The organism is Asticcacaulis sp. AND118 (assembly GCF_020535245.1).
Classification (GTDB): domain Bacteria; phylum Pseudomonadota; class Alphaproteobacteria; order Caulobacterales; family Caulobacteraceae; genus Asticcacaulis.
This window is the reverse complement of the sequence record NZ_CP084910.1, coordinates 1516560-1531352: the sequence shown is the minus strand read 5'-3', so window position 1 is coordinate 1531352 and position 14793 is coordinate 1516560. Positions and strand designations below refer to the sequence as shown.

The 14793-nt window shown below is 60.4% G+C and carries 15 protein-coding genes; 13 read left to right on the top strand and 2 right to left on the bottom strand.

Translation table 11 applies throughout. The features are described from left to right. Window positions 1–17: 17 nt before the first annotated feature. The 13 genes from LH365_RS07325 to LH365_RS07265 all read left to right on the top strand — a co-directional run bounded on the left by LH365_RS07325 (window position 18) and on the right by LH365_RS07265 (window position 13914). On the top strand, window positions 18–662 hold the full coding sequence (locus tag LH365_RS07325) for a TIGR02466 family protein (RefSeq protein ID WP_226743022.1): 645 nt from the start codon (window positions 18–20) through the stop codon (window positions 660–662). 296 nt (window positions 663–958) lie between these two features. Further along, window positions 959–1297: a P-II family nitrogen regulator gene (locus LH365_RS07320; RefSeq protein ID WP_107872337.1), complete on the top strand. Its 339-nt coding sequence runs from the start codon at window positions 959–961 to the stop codon at window positions 1295–1297. A gap of 42 nt (window positions 1298–1339) precedes the next feature. Beyond that, window positions 1340–2746 (top strand): type I glutamate--ammonia ligase, encoded by a 1407-nt coding sequence (gene glnA, locus LH365_RS07315; protein WP_226743021.1) that lies wholly within the window; start codon window positions 1340–1342, stop codon window positions 2744–2746. A 386-nt stretch (window positions 2747–3132) separates the two neighbouring features. After that, window positions 3133–4509, top strand: coding sequence for an ammonium transporter (locus LH365_RS07310; protein ID WP_226743020.1), 1377 nt, complete (start codon window positions 3133–3135; stop codon window positions 4507–4509). A 263-nt stretch (window positions 4510–4772) separates the two neighbouring features. Beyond that, window positions 4773–5408 (top strand): TorF family putative porin, encoded by a 636-nt coding sequence (locus tag LH365_RS07305; protein ID WP_226743019.1) that lies wholly within the window; start codon window positions 4773–4775, stop codon window positions 5406–5408. Window positions 5409–5880: 472 nt separating this feature from the next. Then, entirely contained in the window at window positions 5881–6552 is a 672-nt protein-coding gene (locus LH365_RS07300; protein WP_226743018.1) for a TorF family putative porin, read from the top strand. 130 nt (window positions 6553–6682) lie between these two features. Beyond that, on the top strand, window positions 6683–8779 hold the full coding sequence (gene parE / locus LH365_RS07295) for a DNA topoisomerase IV subunit B (RefSeq protein ID WP_226743017.1): 2097 nt from the start codon (window positions 6683–6685) through the stop codon (window positions 8777–8779). A 146-nt stretch (window positions 8780–8925) separates the two neighbouring features. Then, window positions 8926–10485 (top strand): DEAD/DEAH box helicase, encoded by a 1560-nt coding sequence (locus LH365_RS07290; RefSeq protein WP_226743016.1) that lies wholly within the window; start codon window positions 8926–8928, stop codon window positions 10483–10485. 100 nt (window positions 10486–10585) lie between these two features. Then, window positions 10586–11644 (top strand): GGDEF domain-containing protein, encoded by a 1059-nt coding sequence (locus LH365_RS07285; protein WP_226743015.1) that lies wholly within the window; start codon window positions 10586–10588, stop codon window positions 11642–11644. A 95-nt stretch (window positions 11645–11739) separates the two neighbouring features. Next, on the top strand, window positions 11740–12498 hold the full coding sequence (locus LH365_RS07280; protein ID WP_226743014.1) for a 1-acyl-sn-glycerol-3-phosphate acyltransferase: 759 nt from the start codon (window positions 11740–11742) through the stop codon (window positions 12496–12498). A gap of 97 nt (window positions 12499–12595) precedes the next feature. Next, window positions 12596–13021 carry a hypothetical protein gene (locus LH365_RS07275; RefSeq protein WP_226743013.1) on the top strand — a complete coding sequence of 142 codons (426 nt, stop codon included), beginning with the start codon at window positions 12596–12598 and terminating at the stop codon, window positions 13019–13021. Next, a complete protein-coding gene (locus LH365_RS07270; RefSeq protein ID WP_226743012.1) occupies window positions 13000–13392 on the top strand; it encodes a hypothetical protein in 393 nt (130 codons plus the stop codon). The genes LH365_RS07275 and LH365_RS07270 overlap by 22 nt, the downstream gene beginning before the upstream one ends. A gap of 99 nt (window positions 13393–13491) precedes the next feature. Next, window positions 13492–13914, top strand: coding sequence for a hypothetical protein (locus LH365_RS07265; RefSeq protein WP_226743011.1), 423 nt, complete (start codon window positions 13492–13494; stop codon window positions 13912–13914). A gap of 27 nt (window positions 13915–13941) precedes the next feature. Here the strand turns inward: LH365_RS07265 and LH365_RS07260 are convergent, their stop codons facing one another. Together LH365_RS07260 and LH365_RS07255 are read right to left on the bottom strand one after the other, a co-directional pair. Then, the gene (locus tag LH365_RS07260) at window positions 13942–14334 is read right to left on the bottom strand and encodes an iron-sulfur cluster assembly accessory protein (RefSeq protein WP_226743010.1); all 393 of its coding nucleotides are present in this window, start codon (window positions 14332–14334) and stop codon (window positions 13942–13944) included. 10 nt (window positions 14335–14344) lie between these two features. After that, a complete protein-coding gene (locus LH365_RS07255) occupies window positions 14345–14791 on the bottom strand; it encodes an SUF system Fe-S cluster assembly protein (protein ID WP_226745458.1) in 447 nt (148 codons plus the stop codon). Window positions 14792–14793: the final 2 nt, after the last annotated feature.

The window sequence follows — 14793 nt, the reverse complement described above, 5'->3', positions numbered from 1 at the left end:
CGGATAAGGAGAAAGGCATGAAAGAGATTCCGGCCGCCGCCACTCTGCTGCAACTGTTCGTCACCGAGGTCTATCGCTCCGAACTGGGCGGCACCTCGGCCGATCCGCTCCTGACGCGCCTTGAAGCGGCCTGTGAACGCACCGCCGCCGGTGATACGGCCGGACGCGACTGGGCCGCCGCTCAGGGCTATCTCGGCTACACCTCCTATGAAAGCATAGTCGACCTGAGGACCGAAGACCCGGTCTTTTCAGAACTGGTCAGCCTTCTGGATATTCAGGTCCTGCTCTATGCCCGGCTGATGGAACTGGACCTGCGCGGCAAGACCCCGCACCTCCAGAGCCTGTGGATCAACCGGCTGGATACCGGCGGCGCGCATTCCGGGCACATCCATCCTTACAGCACGTTTTCGGGCACCCTCTATCTCCACATTCCCGAGGGCGCCGGCGCGCTGCAATTCGAGGACCCGCGCCTGGGCTTCATGATGCACGCGCCCCAACGCCTGCCTTCGGCCCGGCCCTATCGTCAGGTGCTGATGCCGGTCGCGCCGCAACGCGGCACCCTGCTCATCTGGGAAAGCTGGCTGCGCCATGAGGTCGCCACCAACCGCGGCGCACAGCCGCGCCTTTCCCTCAGTTTCAACTACGATCTGGGGCTGGGCTGACTCCTTGGCCGGCGGGCTCTTTACTTCACGCACCGCCTGATTTAATTTCACCGGAAATCATATACCGCAGATGGTGCGCGCCGCGCAGCGCGGGAAAGCCACCGCTGCGTCGAAATCGGCTAACAGGCGTATTTTCCTTTTGAATTTGCTTCCGACTGCGGCTAAAGGCAGGACGGGTGCGCTCACGCATCGTAATAAATCTTTACAGTCAAGTGAGCCGTTGTGCCGGAATCTGGCTTGCAATCTGTCGCAATGCAAAAGAATTTCGCTGTTAACGGTCGTGACCAGGATTGCTCATGAAAAAGATCGAAGCTGTCATCAAACCTTTCAAGCTCGACGAAGTGAAGGAAGCCCTTCAGGAAATCGGCGTGCAGGGTATGACCGTGCTGGAAGCCAAGGGATATGGCCGCCAGAAAGGACATTCCGAACTCTATCGGGGGGCGGAATATGTTGTTGATTTTCTGCCGAAGATCAAAATCGAACTCGTGGTTGCCGACGACCTGGCTCCGGCCGCGCTTGAGGCCATCCAGACCGCCGCGCGCACGGGCAAGATCGGCGACGGCAAGATTTTTGTGAGCGACATCATCGACGTCGTTCGCATCCGCACCGGGGAGTCCGGACCGCAGGCGGTCTGATCCTCCTCATACTACCCAACCAAGAACCCAGGGCGTCAAAAAATGACCGCAGCAGACATTCTCAAGCTCATCAAGGAAAAGGACGTCAAATATGTCGACGTCCGCTTCACCGACGTTCGCGGCAAGATGCAGCATGTGACCTTCGACATCGATCTCGTCGATGACGACTTCCTCAACGACGGCACCATGTTCGACGGTTCGTCGATCGCCGGCTGGAAGGCCATCAACGAATCCGACATGAAGCTGCGCCCGGACCTGAAGACGGCCTATATCGATCCGTTCTATCAGCAGACGACCCTCTTCCTGTTCTGCGACGTCATCAATCCGGACACCAACGAGCCCTATAACCGCGATCCGCGCTCGATCGCCAAGAAGGCCCTGGCCTACGTTCAGTCGGCCGGCATCGGCGACACCGTCTATTTCGGTCCGGAAGCCGAGTTCTTCCTGTTCGACGACGTCAAGTGGTCGATCGCTCCGAACAATACGGGCTTCTCGTTCGACTCCTACGAACTGCCGGGCAACTCCTCGAAGGAGTATCCGGAAGGCAATATGGGTCACCGTCCGGGCCCGAAGGGCGGCTATTTCCCCGTCAATCCGATCGACTCCGCTCAGGACCTGCGCGGTGAAATGCTGGCCGTGATGGGCGAACTGGGCATGGAACCGGAAAAGCACCACCACGAAGTGGCGCCGGCCCAGCACGAGCTTGGCCTGAAGTTCTCGGACATGCTGACCATGGCCGACCGCCTGCAGCTCTACAAGTACGTCGTCCAGAACGTCGCCCACGCCTACGGCAAGACCGCGACCTTCATGCCGAAGCCGATGTTCGGCGATAACGGTTCGGGCATGCACGTCCACCAGTCGATCTGGAAGGGCGGCAAGCCGCTGTTCGCTGGCGACAAGTATGCCGGTCTGTCGGACCTGTGCCTGTGGTACATCGGCGGCATCATCAAGCACGCCAAGGCCATCAACGCCTTCGCCAACCCCTCGACCAACTCCTACAAGCGTCTGGTCCCCGGCTACGAAGCCCCTGTGAAGCTGGCCTATTCGGCCCGCAACCGTTCGGCCTCGATCCGTATTCCGTGGGTGTCCTCGCCGAAGGGCAAGCGTATCGAAGCGCGCTTCCCCGATCCGCTGGGCAACCCCTATCTGACCTTCACCGCCCTGCTGATGGCCGGCCTCGACGGTATCGAAAACCGTATCGATCCGGGCCCCGCCGCCGACAAGAACCTGTACGACCTGCCGCCGCAAGAGCAGAAGTCGGTGCCGGAAGTCTGCGGTTCGCTGCGTGAAGCGCTCGACAACCTCGACAAGGACCGCGCCTTCCTCAAGAAGGGCGGCGTGTTCGACGACGACTTCATCGACTCCTACATCGAACTGAAGATGGAAGAAGTGATGGCCTTCGAACTGCGTCCGCACCCGATCGAGTTCGAAATGTACTATAAGGGCTAATCTTAGTCTCTTCCCGCAAGAGATTGATTTTACAAGGCAAGCCGCTCCAATCCGGGGCGGCTTGTTTCGTTGGCCGCCCTCCTGAAGGCCATCTCATTCCACATGCTGAGCAAAGTTAAATTTAATTTCAAATGAAACTTATATAGTATCAAATGATACCAAATTGATTTTCAGGGTTTGCGCGTATGAGCGCCCCATATTGACACATAAATGACGCAATATCTTCCCCAGCGTCCCTCCCCCCTGTTTCATCTTAATAAAACTCTTTGCGAAACAATCTGATGGCGGCACTCTTCGCGAGTGCAACATCCGCATTATCCAAGGGGGATAACTTGAAAACGTGGATTAAACTTTCACGAGTGGTCGCGGCCTCCGCGGCGCTCCTCATGGCGGCTCCGGTCGTCACTGTCGCTCACGCAGCGGCTGTCACCTCCGAAGCCGCGGTTTCGGAATCGGCTGCGGCTCCGGAAGCCACTCCGGTGGCGGAAGCCGAAGCGCCCGCTCCGGCCCTTCTGGCTCACCAGGCGCCTCTGGAAATCGATCTGGCGTCGTCTTCTTTCGTCTTCCTGTCCACCGCCCTCGTTCTGATGATGACCCTGCCGGGTCTGGCCCTGTTCTACGGCGGTATGGTGCGTAAAAAGAACGTCATCGCCACCGTTACCCAGTCCGTCGCCGTGTCGTGCGTCGCCGGCCTCCTGTGGTACGTGGTCGGCTATTCGATCTCCTTCGGCGTGGGTGGCGATTTGTTCGGCATTCCGGGCGAAACCGTCAATAAGTTCATCGGCGGCTTCGACACGGTTCTGCTGAAGGGCGTCACCAAGGAAACCGCTTTCAGCCTGGCCCCCGGCCTGCCTGAAATGCTGTGGATCTCCTATCAGATGACCTTCGCCATCATCACCCCGGCCCTGATCACCGGCGCCTTCGCCGAACGCATCAAGCTGTCGGGCCTGCTGCTGTTCATGGCCCTGTGGTCGGTCTTCGTCTACGCGCCGATCTGCCACCAGGTCTGGGGCGGCGGCTTCATGGGCGGCATGGGCGTGCTGGACTTCGCCGGCGGCGCGGTCGTTCACGTCAATTCGGGTGTGGCCGGTCTGGTCGCGGCCCTGTTCCTCGGCCGTCGTAAGGGTTACGGCACCGAAGAAATGGCGCCTAACAACCTGATCTTCGTCATGATCGGTGCCGCTCTCCTGTTCGTGGGCTGGATCGGCTTCAACGCCGGCTCCGCCTGGACCCCGGACGGCATCGGCGCCGCCGCCCTGCTGAACACGATCCTGGCCGCGCTCGCCGCCGCCCTGTCGTGGAAGCTGGTCGAGTGGACCATCCGCCGCAAGCCGTCGCTGCTCGGTATCCTGTCGGGTCTGGTGGCCGGTCTGGTCGCCATTACCCCGGCTGCGGGCTTCGTCAACCCGACCGGTGCCCTGATCATCGGTCTGATCGCCGGCCCGGTCTGCTACGTCTTCGCGTCGTGGGTGAAGAAGCTGCTCGGCTACGACGACTCGCTGGACGCCTTCGGCATCCACGGTGCGGGTGGCGCTCTTGGCGCTGTCCTGACCGGCGTGTTCGCCGATCCGGCTATCAACAGCCTGTCGGAAGGCGCCAACGTCATGACCCAGATCATGGGCCTGGTTTACACCATCCTGTGGTCGGCCATCGGCACCCTGATCATCCTCGTCATCTGCAAGTTCACCACGGGCCTGCGCGTGTCGGAAGCGGATGAAGAAGCGGGTCTCGACTCGGCTCTGCATGACGAAGTGCACCACTAAGCACTACATTTAAGTAAGCTTACAGATGGGGCGCTCAATGAGCGCCCCATTTCTATTTAGATTACACCCATTAACGCTTGTATCAATTAAAACAAAATTCTCTTTATTTGCAAAATTACCACACACGCTCTGTTTATTAATCACACTATTGGCAAACCGAAACACAACTGTACTGTAAAATAACGGCGTCACAAAAAATTCAACTACGTCGGGGCGTACAGGGGAAATGTTCAGGTGGCTCCAGAAAAAATGAGGAAGTCATCATGAAAAAGGTTTGCGTTGCGGCGGTTGCCGCTCTTGGTCTGCTGACGGCAGGCGCGGCTTCGGCCGAAGGCACGCTCAGCTACAATATCGGCGTCACGACGGACTATGTCTGGCGCGGCGTCACCCAGACGGACGAGAATGCCGCCATCCAGGGCGGTATCGACTACACGAACGGCATCTTCTACGCCGGCACCTGGGCGTCCAACGTCGATTTCGGCGGCGATGCGGATTACGAGTTGGATCTGTATGCCGGCATCAAGCCGACGGCGGGCAACTTCACCTTCGATATCGGCGTACTGGCCTACCTGTATCCGCAGGAAGACGACATCAATTTCGAAGAAGTGAAACTGGGCGTCAGCCATCCGCTGGGCAAGGGCACCATCGGCGCCGCGGCCTACTTCAACACCGATGACAATTTCGAAGACTATTTCGAAGTCAACGCCGCCTATCCGCTGACCGAGAAACTCTCGGTTTCGGGCGCCTTCGGTGACTACGGCACCTACAACACCTGGAACGTCGGCGGCGCCTATAGCTTGACGTCCAACCTGTCGCTCGACCTGCGTTACCACGACACCGACGTGGACACGCCCTACAGCGACGAGCGCGTGGTGCTGAGCCTGAAGGCCGCCTTCTAGAGCGCAATCCGATAAAGTGGGCACCCCTTTTCGGAAAAATTGCGCGACCACTCAAAAACTGAGAGCGAGATGATGTTTCCACTTTAAATCATCTCGCTCTAAGCCAAAACCCGGCTTCCATATGAAACCGCCTGCGTTCGCGCAGGCGGTTTTTTCGTATTTGACCACTCGCTTTTTGCGCGCTGCGGCGAAAAAGTAACGGTATGCCGCATGGCCATTCCGCCACATTTGCAACACATACAATTCGTCGCCGCAAGAATTTTTAAAAATTAACAAATTATATCAGACAGATACAAAGCTCCTAACTCCGCTCACTCCGCGTTAGGGATTCGTGACAATTTTACATCAAGAGAAGCCAAACCTTCGCCGGGGTCTGGCACACTACGGAAAAATTGCTACATTCATCTTCGATTTACGCCGCGGTTGCGTACTGCGGACGATATAATCTGAACCATAAAACAGGATACAGATCATGAAGAAGTTCCTCCTCGCTGCTGCCGTCGCCGCTGGCGCTCTGGTTGCCGGCGCTGCTTCGGCCGAAGGCGCTCTGAGCTACAACATCGCCGCCACCAACAACTATGTCTGGCGCGGCATCTCGCAGTCGGACAAGGAAGCGGCTGTTCAGGGCGGCATCGACTACACCAACGGCTCCTTCTACGCCGGCACCTGGGCTTCGAACGTCGATTTCGGCGGCGACGCCTCGCTGGAAGTCGACGTGTACGCCGGCGTTAAGCCGACCGTCGGTAACTGGGCCTTCGACTTCGGCGCCATCTACTACGCCTATCCGGACGAAGACGACCTGAACTTCGGTGAACTGAAGGCGGGCTTCACGCATCCGATGGGCAAGGGCTCGATCGGCGCGGCCATGTACACCAACTGGGAAACGCTGGAAAACCCCTACTACGAGCTGAACGCGGCTTACCCGCTGACCGACAAGTGGTCGGTTTCGGGCGCCATGGGCAAGCAAGAGCTGGACGGCGGTGACTACACCACCTGGAACGTCGGCCTCGGCTACGCTCTGACTGAAAACCTGTCGATCGACGCCCGTTACTGGGACACCGGCGACCACGACATGGGCTGGACCGCTGACGGTCGCAACGTTGCCAAGGAGCAGATCGCTCTGACCATCAAGGCGGCGTTCTAAGCCAACAGGCATTAAGCCACAGAAATCGGCCGCAAGCCCCTTGGGGTTTGCGGCCTTTTTGTTTATGGATTGTTCCTGTTCTCCACCGGCTGCCGGATGGAAATTCACCGAATCGGTCCACAGTACACGCATGTCCACTACGCCTCCCCAACCGTCCCTGTTCGGCGGCGACGCCCCGGCCCCTCAACCGTCCGAGCCCCAAAAGCCCGCAACGGCGACCGAAGCTGCGCCGAAGGCCGAACCGACGAAAGCACCGCAACCGGCTACTCCACCCGCCGCTCCTTCGGCAATGACCGCGGAAGGTTACGGGGCGGACGCCATCGAGGTGCTGGAAGGTCTTGAGCCGGTGCGCAAGCGTCCGGGCATGTATATCGGCGGCACGGACGAAAAGGCGCTGCACCATCTGTTCGCCGAAGTGCTCGACAACGCCATGGACGAAGCCGTGGCCGGTCACGCCAAGGCTATCTGGGTCGAACTGGACGCCGAGGGCTATCTGTCGGTGCGCGACGACGGTCGCGGCATCCCGGTCGATCCCCACCCCAAATATCCGGGCAAGTCGGCGCTGGAAGTCGTCATGACCGTGCTGCACTCCGGGGGCAAGTTCTCCGGCAAGGCCTATGAAACCTCCGGCGGCCTGCACGGCGTCGGCGTCTCGGTGGTTAACGCCCTGTCTGAACGGCTGGAAGTCACGGTGTGGCGCGACGGCTTCGAATGGCAGCAGATCTTTTCGCGCGGCCTCAGCCAGGGCCCCATCCAGCAGATCGGCCCGTCGAAGAAACGCGGCACCCGCGAACGATTCAAACCGGACGAGGACATCTTCGGCGTCGGCGCGCATTTCAAGCCGGCGCGTCTGTACCGCATGGCCAAGGCCAAGGCCTATCTGTTCCGCGGCGTGCAGATCCACTGGAAATGCGACCCCAGCCAGATCGCCGACCACACCCCGGCGGAAGACAGGTTCTACTTCCCCAACGGCCTGGCCGACTATCTGGCCGAGCGCGTGCAGGAAACCGAGACCGTCACCGACATCTTCTCCGGCCGCGTCGAGCGCAAAGGCGAAGCCGGAGCGGTCGAATGGGCGGTGACCTGGTCCGGCGCCGGTTTCGGCGAGTTTGACGGCTTCACCCAGTCCTACTGTAACACCATCCCGACGCCGGACGGTGGCACGCACGAGGCCGGCCTGCGCGCCGCCCTCACGCGTTCGCTGAAGGCCTATGCCGAAATGACCGGCGACAAGCGCGGCGGCATCGTCACGGCGGAAGACGTGGTGGCTCAGGCTGGCGTGGTCATCTCCGTCTTCATCAAGAACCCGGAATTCCAGGGCCAGACCAAGGACCGCCTCTCGTCCAGCGAGGCCCAGCGCCTTGTCGAAAAGGCGCTGGCCGACCCGTTCGACCACTGGCTGATCAGCTCGCCCAAGCAGGCCGACCGCCTGCTGCAATTCGTTGTGGAGCGCGCCGAGGAGCGCCTGAAAAAGCGCAAGGACAAGGAAGTCCAGCGCGCTTCGGCGACGCGCAAGCTGCGCCTGCCGGGCAAGCTGGCCGACTGCGCGCGTCAGGACGCCCACGGCACCGAACTGTTCATCGTCGAAGGCGACTCGGCCGGCGGCTCGGCCAAGCAGGCGCGCAACCGCAATACGCAGGCCATCCTGCCCCTGCGCGGCAAGATCCTCAATATCGCCTCGGCCACCGCCGACAAGGCCAAGTCGAATCAGGAACTGTCCGACCTCGGTCTGGCGCTGGGCGTGCAGCCCGGCGCGCGGTTCAAGGAAGACGACCTGCGTTATGAGCGCATCGTCATCATGACCGACGCCGATGTCGACGGCGCGCACATCGCTTCTCTGCTCATCACCTACTTTTATCGCACCATGCCGTCGATGATCCGTCAGGGTCACCTGTATCTGGCCATGCCGCCGCTCTATCGCATCAGCCATGGCACCAAGATCGTCTATGCCAAGGACGACGCGCACCGCCTCGAAATCCTCGAAACCGAGTTCAAGGGCAAGAAGCCGGAGATCGGCCGCTTCAAGGGGCTGGGTGAAATGATGCCGGCGCAGCTCAAGGAAACCACCATGGACCCGAAGACGCGGACCCTGGCGCGGGTGACCCTGCCCGAGAATGAGGGCGACATCGAGGACCTGGTCGAAACCCTGATGGGCCGCAAGCCGGAACTGCGTTTCAAGTATATTCAGCAGAATGCCGAATTTGTCGGCGAGGATCTGGACGTGTAATGCGCCGACCGCAACAAATCTCTGTCCTTTTACGTAAAATCTGTTACTAGAGGCCGCAAAGCCTTTACCGGTGCTATGCACTGTGTTCGCCCCTGCGTGGCGGGCTGAATTTTTCCTCGACTGTCTGAAACGGCTCAACCTCCTTAATGACCAAGTTTACCGATCTAGGCCTCAATCCCGATATTCTGAAAGCCGTGGCTGACACCGGCTACGATACGCCGACCGCTATTCAGGAACAGGCCATTCCCATCGCCCTGATCGGACTGGACGTGCTGGGGATCGCCCAGACGGGCACGGGCAAGACCGCCGCCTTTACCCTGCCGATGATCGAAAAGCTGGCTTCGGGCCGTTCGCGCGCCCGTATGCCGCGCGCCATCGTGCTGGCCCCGACGCGCGAACTGGCCGATCAGGTTGCCGAAGCCTTTGAAAAATACGCCAAATATTGCAAGCTGAACTGGGCCCTGCTCATCGGCGGCGTGTCGATGTCCGATCAGATCGCCAAGCTGGACAAGGGCGTCGACGTGCTGATCGCCACGCCGGGCCGCCTGCTGGACCTGTTTGAGCGCTCAAAGGTGATGCTCAACGGCGTGCAACTGATGGTCGTCGATGAAGCCGACCGTATGCTGGATATGGGGTTCATTCCCGACATCGAGCGTATCTTCAAGCTGACCCCGCCGGCGCGTCAGACCCTGTTCTTCTCCGCGACCATGCCGCCGGAAATCACGCGCCTGACCGAACAGTTCCTGAAGAACCCGGTGCGCATCGAAGTTTCGCGTCCGGCCACGACGAACGAAAACATCACCCAGTACGTTTACCGCGTGCCGCACAGCGACGCCAAACTGATGGCCAAGGCCAAGCGCATGGCGCTGCGCGCGCTGGTGGAAAAGCTGGACATCAAGAACGGCATCGTTTTCTGCAACCGCAAGACCGATGTCGATATCGTCGCCAAATCCTTGTCCGTGCACGGTTTCAATGCGGCTCCCATCCATGGCGACCTCGATCAGTCGCTACGCATGAAAACGCTCGATTCGTTCCGTAGCGGTGAACTCAAGCTGCTGGTGGCTTCCGATGTCGCCGCACGCGGTCTCGACATCCCGTCGGTCAGCCACGTCTTCAATTTCGATGTGCCGCACCACGCGGACGACTACGTGCACCGCATCGGCCGTACGGGCCGCGCCGGACGCACGGGCGAAGCCTATCTGATCCTCTCGCCCAGCGACGAGAAGAACTACGATAAGGTGTTGAAGCTGATCAAGAAAGAGCCGAACACGCTGGAACTGGAAGTCGATTGGGGGCCGCTGGCCGACGCCCGTCCGGAGCACGAAAAGGCCGGCCGCGAAAAGCCTGCCCGTGGCCGCGGCGAGCGCGACCGTTCCGCCCGTCCGCGCCGCGAGCGTGGCCGGCCGGAAGAGGCGGCGACCTCCCCTATCGTCGCAACCGCAGCGGAAATCGCTCCCGAGGATGAACGCGTCGAGGCCGTCGTCGATCCCACCCCGGCGCCCGAAAAAAAATCCCGCCGCCGTAAATCGGCAGCCGATACCGCGCCCGCGCCCCGCGCCCGTTCTTCGCGCAATGAGTCGCCTGAAACGGAACGCCCCGTCCGGGTCTCTTCAAAAGACTCAGACGATTCAATGGCTAAGCCTTCGGAATACGCGGGTTTCGGTGGGCACGTTCCGGCCTTCATGACGCGCAGCGCTTATCGCTGAGCATAAGGCTATAATAAAAATAAATCCCGGCGTTAACCGCCTGTCAGAGAAATTCGCATACGGTGTTCTGCGTCACCCGATTCGTGACAGAGGAAGCCTGATGAGCAACGACATAGAAGTGAGCGTACGCAGTCCCAATGCTTACAGCCTGGCCCAGGAGGCCATCCGGCTGATGGAACTGCACGGTGTCTGGCCGACGCCGCTCAACTACGAGATCTGGCTCTATGTGGCGGGCGACCCCAGTTCGGCTCTGGCTCAGGAAATCCAGCGGCTGATCGGTTCGGGCGAAAAGATCACCGAGGAAATCTCCGAAAGCCTCGCCTCCAAGTTTATTTCCCGTCTCAAGCTTAATGATGAAGTGCGAGACGCCGGTCTGCGCCTGACGCGCGAACTGGCGTCGGTCAGCGAAATCATCACCGAAGCCCAGCGGGCGCAAAAAGACTACAACGAGACGCTGGAAGGCGCGCGCACGTCGATCACCAGCGACGCCGACACGCAACGCCTGCGCAATCTGGTCGACAGCCTGACCGAAGCCACGACGCAGATCCTCAGCCAGCACACCCGTTTCGAAGTCCGCCTCAGCGAATCGTCGCGCGAAGTGGCCCGCCTGCGCAAGCACCTCGATCAGGTGCGCCTTGAGGCCATGACGGACGCCCTGACCAATCTCGCCAACCGCAAGTCGTTCGATGAGGCGCTGGAGCGCCACTGCGACACCGATGGCGGCAAGAGCATCACCCTGGCCGTGCTCGATATCGACCACTTCAAGCGCTTCAATGACACTTGGGGCCATCAAACCGGCGATCAGGTGTTGCGCTACGTCGCTTCGGTCCTGTCGCGCATCGGTCGCGCCCCGCGCATGGCGGCGCGATACGGCGGCGAAGAGTTCGCCATGATCTTCCCCAATGAAAGCATGGCCGTCGTCGAGCGCCTGCTCAATGAAGCCCGTCAGGAAATCGCCTCGCGCGTCCTGAAGCGTCGCTCGACCAACGAAGATCTCGGCACCGTCACCATTTCGGTGGGCATCGCCCAACGCGACTACGGTGAAGACGCCTACGACCTGCTCGATCGCGCCGACAAGGCGCTCTATCAGTCAAAGAATGGCGGCCGCAACATGGTCACCTGCGCCGAATCCGCGCTGAAAGCCATCGACGCCGCCTGATCTGCGGATTGAAAATAGAATTTGAACAACGTTCAAATTCATGCGATACAAAAGGCGTGACGTCCGAGTCACGCCTTTTTCTATGGAACATCGCCATGCGCGCTTTTGCGTTCGCCGTCGCCTACTGGACCTTTTCCATCGCCTACAGCCTGATGGCTATCGGCCTGTCGCTGCTGCCGGGACGCAAGCCCGTCCTGTGGGCGGTGCAGCGCTACACGCGGCGCATGGTATGGGCGATGCGCGTGCTGGCCGGCATACGGCTTGAGGTGCGCGGCCGCGACAATGTTCCCGACACGCCGGTCATCTTCGCCGCCAAGCATCAGTCCTGGGGCGACGGCTTCTGCCTCTATTCGCAGTTCGAGGACGTCGCCTTCGTCACTGGCGACCATCTGGAGAAGTTTCCGCTGATGGCCACGCTGCTGCGCAAACTGGGCGCCATCGTCGTTAACAACTGCGGCGGGCACGAGGCGCGCAAGGCCCTCAGCCAGCGCTCGGCCGAAGCCGACCGCGACCGCCGCCATATCCTCATCTACCCGGAGGGCCACCTGAACGCGCCGGGCACGCACCGCAAATACCGTTCCGGCGTGTGGCACATGTACAGGAATTTCAACCGCCCCGTCGTGCCGGTGGCGACCAATCTCGGCCTGTTCTGGCAGGAGACGCAATATCGGAAAACGTCCGGGACGGCGGTGCTGGAATTTCTCGAACCGATCGCGCCCGGCCTCGACAAGTCGCAATTCATGGCGCTGCTGCAATCGCGTATCGAAGGCCGCACGCAGGAACTGATCGCCGAAGCCCGCGGCGGCCCGGTCGAGCCGTCGGTGATGATCACCGACGGGGCCGTGCCGGCCTGATCTCTCGGGTCTTCACAACCAAGTGGCGGAAAATGAGCAATTTTTTAACGTAAGGGTCTTTATAAGCAACACCTGTTCCCCGCGCACGTTGTCGGTCATGAGCCTGAAATTTCGCCTGAGCCACAGACTGGATGAAGCGCGTAACCGGCTGTACTTCATCATGCGTGGCGCGTTCGACAGCCGGGTCTTTGTCGATGGCGTCATCGACGTTTATGCCCGCCTCGACCGCCCCTGGCGCTACGATCGCCTCTTCGATTATCGCCACAGCAGCGGCACGCCGGACTTTGCCGAATTGCAACGGCTGGCCCAATGGTGGGCGGAATTGACGCAGAATGCCGATTATCAGGGTCGCGTCGCCATCCTGACCACCGATGCTCTCGACCGCGTGCGCGCCCCGATTGCCGACGCCCTTTTCCCGAAGGATGTTCGCCGGGTCTTCGCCCATGAAAGCGAGGCGCTCGACTGGTTCGCGACTTTTCCCCCCAATTCACGGTCCGTATCTTGCTTTCCCAGTTCCGCATAAACCATCGCATCGATCCCGACAAAAACCTGCTGATGATTGCCGTACGCGGGCCTTACAGCAGCGACGCCTTTGTTGGGGGCCTGATCGACCTCTATAAGAGTCTTGGCCATCCGTGGACCTATGACCGCATCATGGACATGCGTTCGGCCGAGGGTGTGGTGGAACTGGCCGACCTGATGCGCGCCTCGAAATGGCTGGCTGAGGCCGCCGGAACCCCGCCTCCGCCGCGCAAACGCCTGGCGCTGATTTCCAGCGACCCTTTCGACCGCGCCCGCATGAACGCTCTGGGCGACGCCTTCCCCAAGGCCTATGTCCAGTTGTTCGACAACCGGGATGAAGCGCTGGAATGGCTGAGCACGCCCTCCGAATAACAGAAATTTCGGAATGCCATTCCATTATCAGGAACGGCTAGCGCTTTCTTAAGTATTCTAGTCTACATTGGCCGGGTAAATCACAAAGTCCGCTTACCGATGCCGCAAAAATACCGCCTGAGCGTCTATCTGGATGACACCCATCCGATCCTTATCGCACGCGTCTTCGGGCCCATGCCCAGCGACGAGCTATGCGAGGCGTTTCTGCGCGCCTATGCCGAAATAGGCGAGCCCTGGCTCTATGACCGGCTGATCGACATGCGCCGTTACACCGGTCATATGGAAGACGCGGATACAGCGCGTTTCGCACGCGTGTGGGCGGACTGGACCCGCGATGTGCCCCAGGGGCGTCGCGTCGCCTTCGTGACGCACGATCCCGTGGAGCAGGAAACTATCCGGACCAACCACGCCCTCTATCCCAAGGATACGATGCGTAATTTCGACACGGCAGACGAGGCGCTCGACTGGCTGACCGGTCGCGACGCAGACATCGCCTTTATTCCTCAGCCGCTGCAGGCTTGATCGTTACACTCTCGCCGCAGCCCAATTTTACTCGGATTCCGTGGCTGCGGGCTTGATCGTTACACTCTCGCCGCAGCCACAGGCATCCGTCTCATTCGGGTTCTGAAACACGAATTTCGACGCCAGCTTCGTCGTCTCATAGTCGATAACCGTTCCGACTAGATACAGCACCGCCTTAGGCTCGATCAGTATGGTCACACCCTTGTCATTGACCACCTCGTCCAGCGGATCGGCGGCTTCGGCATAGCTGAGCACGTATTCCTGTCCGGCGCAGCCGCCCTGCTTCACGCCGACGCGCAGGCCCGCATAGGGCTTGTCGGCGCGGCTCATAATGGCCTTGAACTGCGCGGCGGCGGCATCGGTCAGCGAGACGATGGCCGGGCGCGGCCGGCGGGGACGAACGGTAACGGTCGTTTCCATGACGCTCTCCCTAGAACATGTTCAACTGGAGTTTGGCTTCGTCGCTCATCTTCGACGAATCCCACGGCGGATCGAAGACCAGATTGACCTGGCATTCCGACACCCCGCGCACCCCCATCACCGCATTCTGCACCCAACCCGGCATTTCACCGGCCACCGGGCAGCCCGGGGCGGTCAGGGTCATGTCCACGACCACTTCGCGGCTGTCGTTGATATCGACGCGATAGATGAGGCCCAGTTCGTAGATGTCGACCGGGATTTCCGGGTCGAACACGGTCTTGAACGACGCGATCAGTTCGTCGGTAAGGCGGTCGAGTTCCTCTTGCGCCAGCGGTTCGACCGCCGTCGTTTCTTCGGGCGCAAACAGTTCCGGCTGTCCCGTCTCCCGGGCCGTTTCAGAAACGGTCTCAGAGGTTTCGTCTTCACCGGACAGGGAGATAATCTCGTGCTTGGACATGG

Bases quoted from the DNA above. Each gene is read 5' to 3' on its own strand.
- LH365_RS07275 (WP_226743013.1), top strand. From the start codon at position 12,596: ATGAGCCTGAAATTTCGCCTGAGCCACAGACTGGATGAAGCGCGTAAC.
- LH365_RS07280 (WP_226743014.1), top strand. From the start codon at position 11,740: ATGCGCGCTTTTGCGTTCGCCGTCGCCTACTGGACCTTTTCCATCGCC.
- LH365_RS07255 (WP_226745458.1), bottom strand. From the start codon at position 14,791: ATGTCCAAGCACGAGATTATCTCCCTGTCCGGTGAAGACGAAACCTCT.
- LH365_RS07320 (WP_107872337.1), top strand. From the start codon at position 959: ATGAAAAAGATCGAAGCTGTCATCAAACCTTTCAAGCTCGACGAAGTG.
- LH365_RS07285 (WP_226743015.1), top strand. From the start codon at position 10,586: ATGAGCAACGACATAGAAGTGAGCGTACGCAGTCCCAATGCTTACAGC.
- LH365_RS07305 (WP_226743019.1), top strand. From the start codon at position 4,773: ATGAAAAAGGTTTGCGTTGCGGCGGTTGCCGCTCTTGGTCTGCTGACG.
- LH365_RS07265 (WP_226743011.1), top strand. From the start codon at position 13,492: ATGCCGCAAAAATACCGCCTGAGCGTCTATCTGGATGACACCCATCCG.
- LH365_RS07290 (WP_226743016.1), top strand. From the start codon at position 8,926: ATGACCAAGTTTACCGATCTAGGCCTCAATCCCGATATTCTGAAAGCC.
- LH365_RS07260 (WP_226743010.1), bottom strand. From the start codon at position 14,334: ATGGAAACGACCGTTACCGTTCGTCCCCGCCGGCCGCGCCCGGCCATC.
- LH365_RS07310 (WP_226743020.1), top strand. From the start codon at position 3,133: ATGGCGGCTCCGGTCGTCACTGTCGCTCACGCAGCGGCTGTCACCTCC.
- LH365_RS07325 (WP_226743022.1), top strand. From the start codon at position 18: ATGAAAGAGATTCCGGCCGCCGCCACTCTGCTGCAACTGTTCGTCACC.
- glnA (WP_226743021.1), top strand. From the start codon at position 1,340: ATGACCGCAGCAGACATTCTCAAGCTCATCAAGGAAAAGGACGTCAAA.
- LH365_RS07300 (WP_226743018.1), top strand. From the start codon at position 5,881: ATGAAGAAGTTCCTCCTCGCTGCTGCCGTCGCCGCTGGCGCTCTGGTT.
- parE (WP_226743017.1), top strand. From the start codon at position 6,683: ATGTCCACTACGCCTCCCCAACCGTCCCTGTTCGGCGGCGACGCCCCG.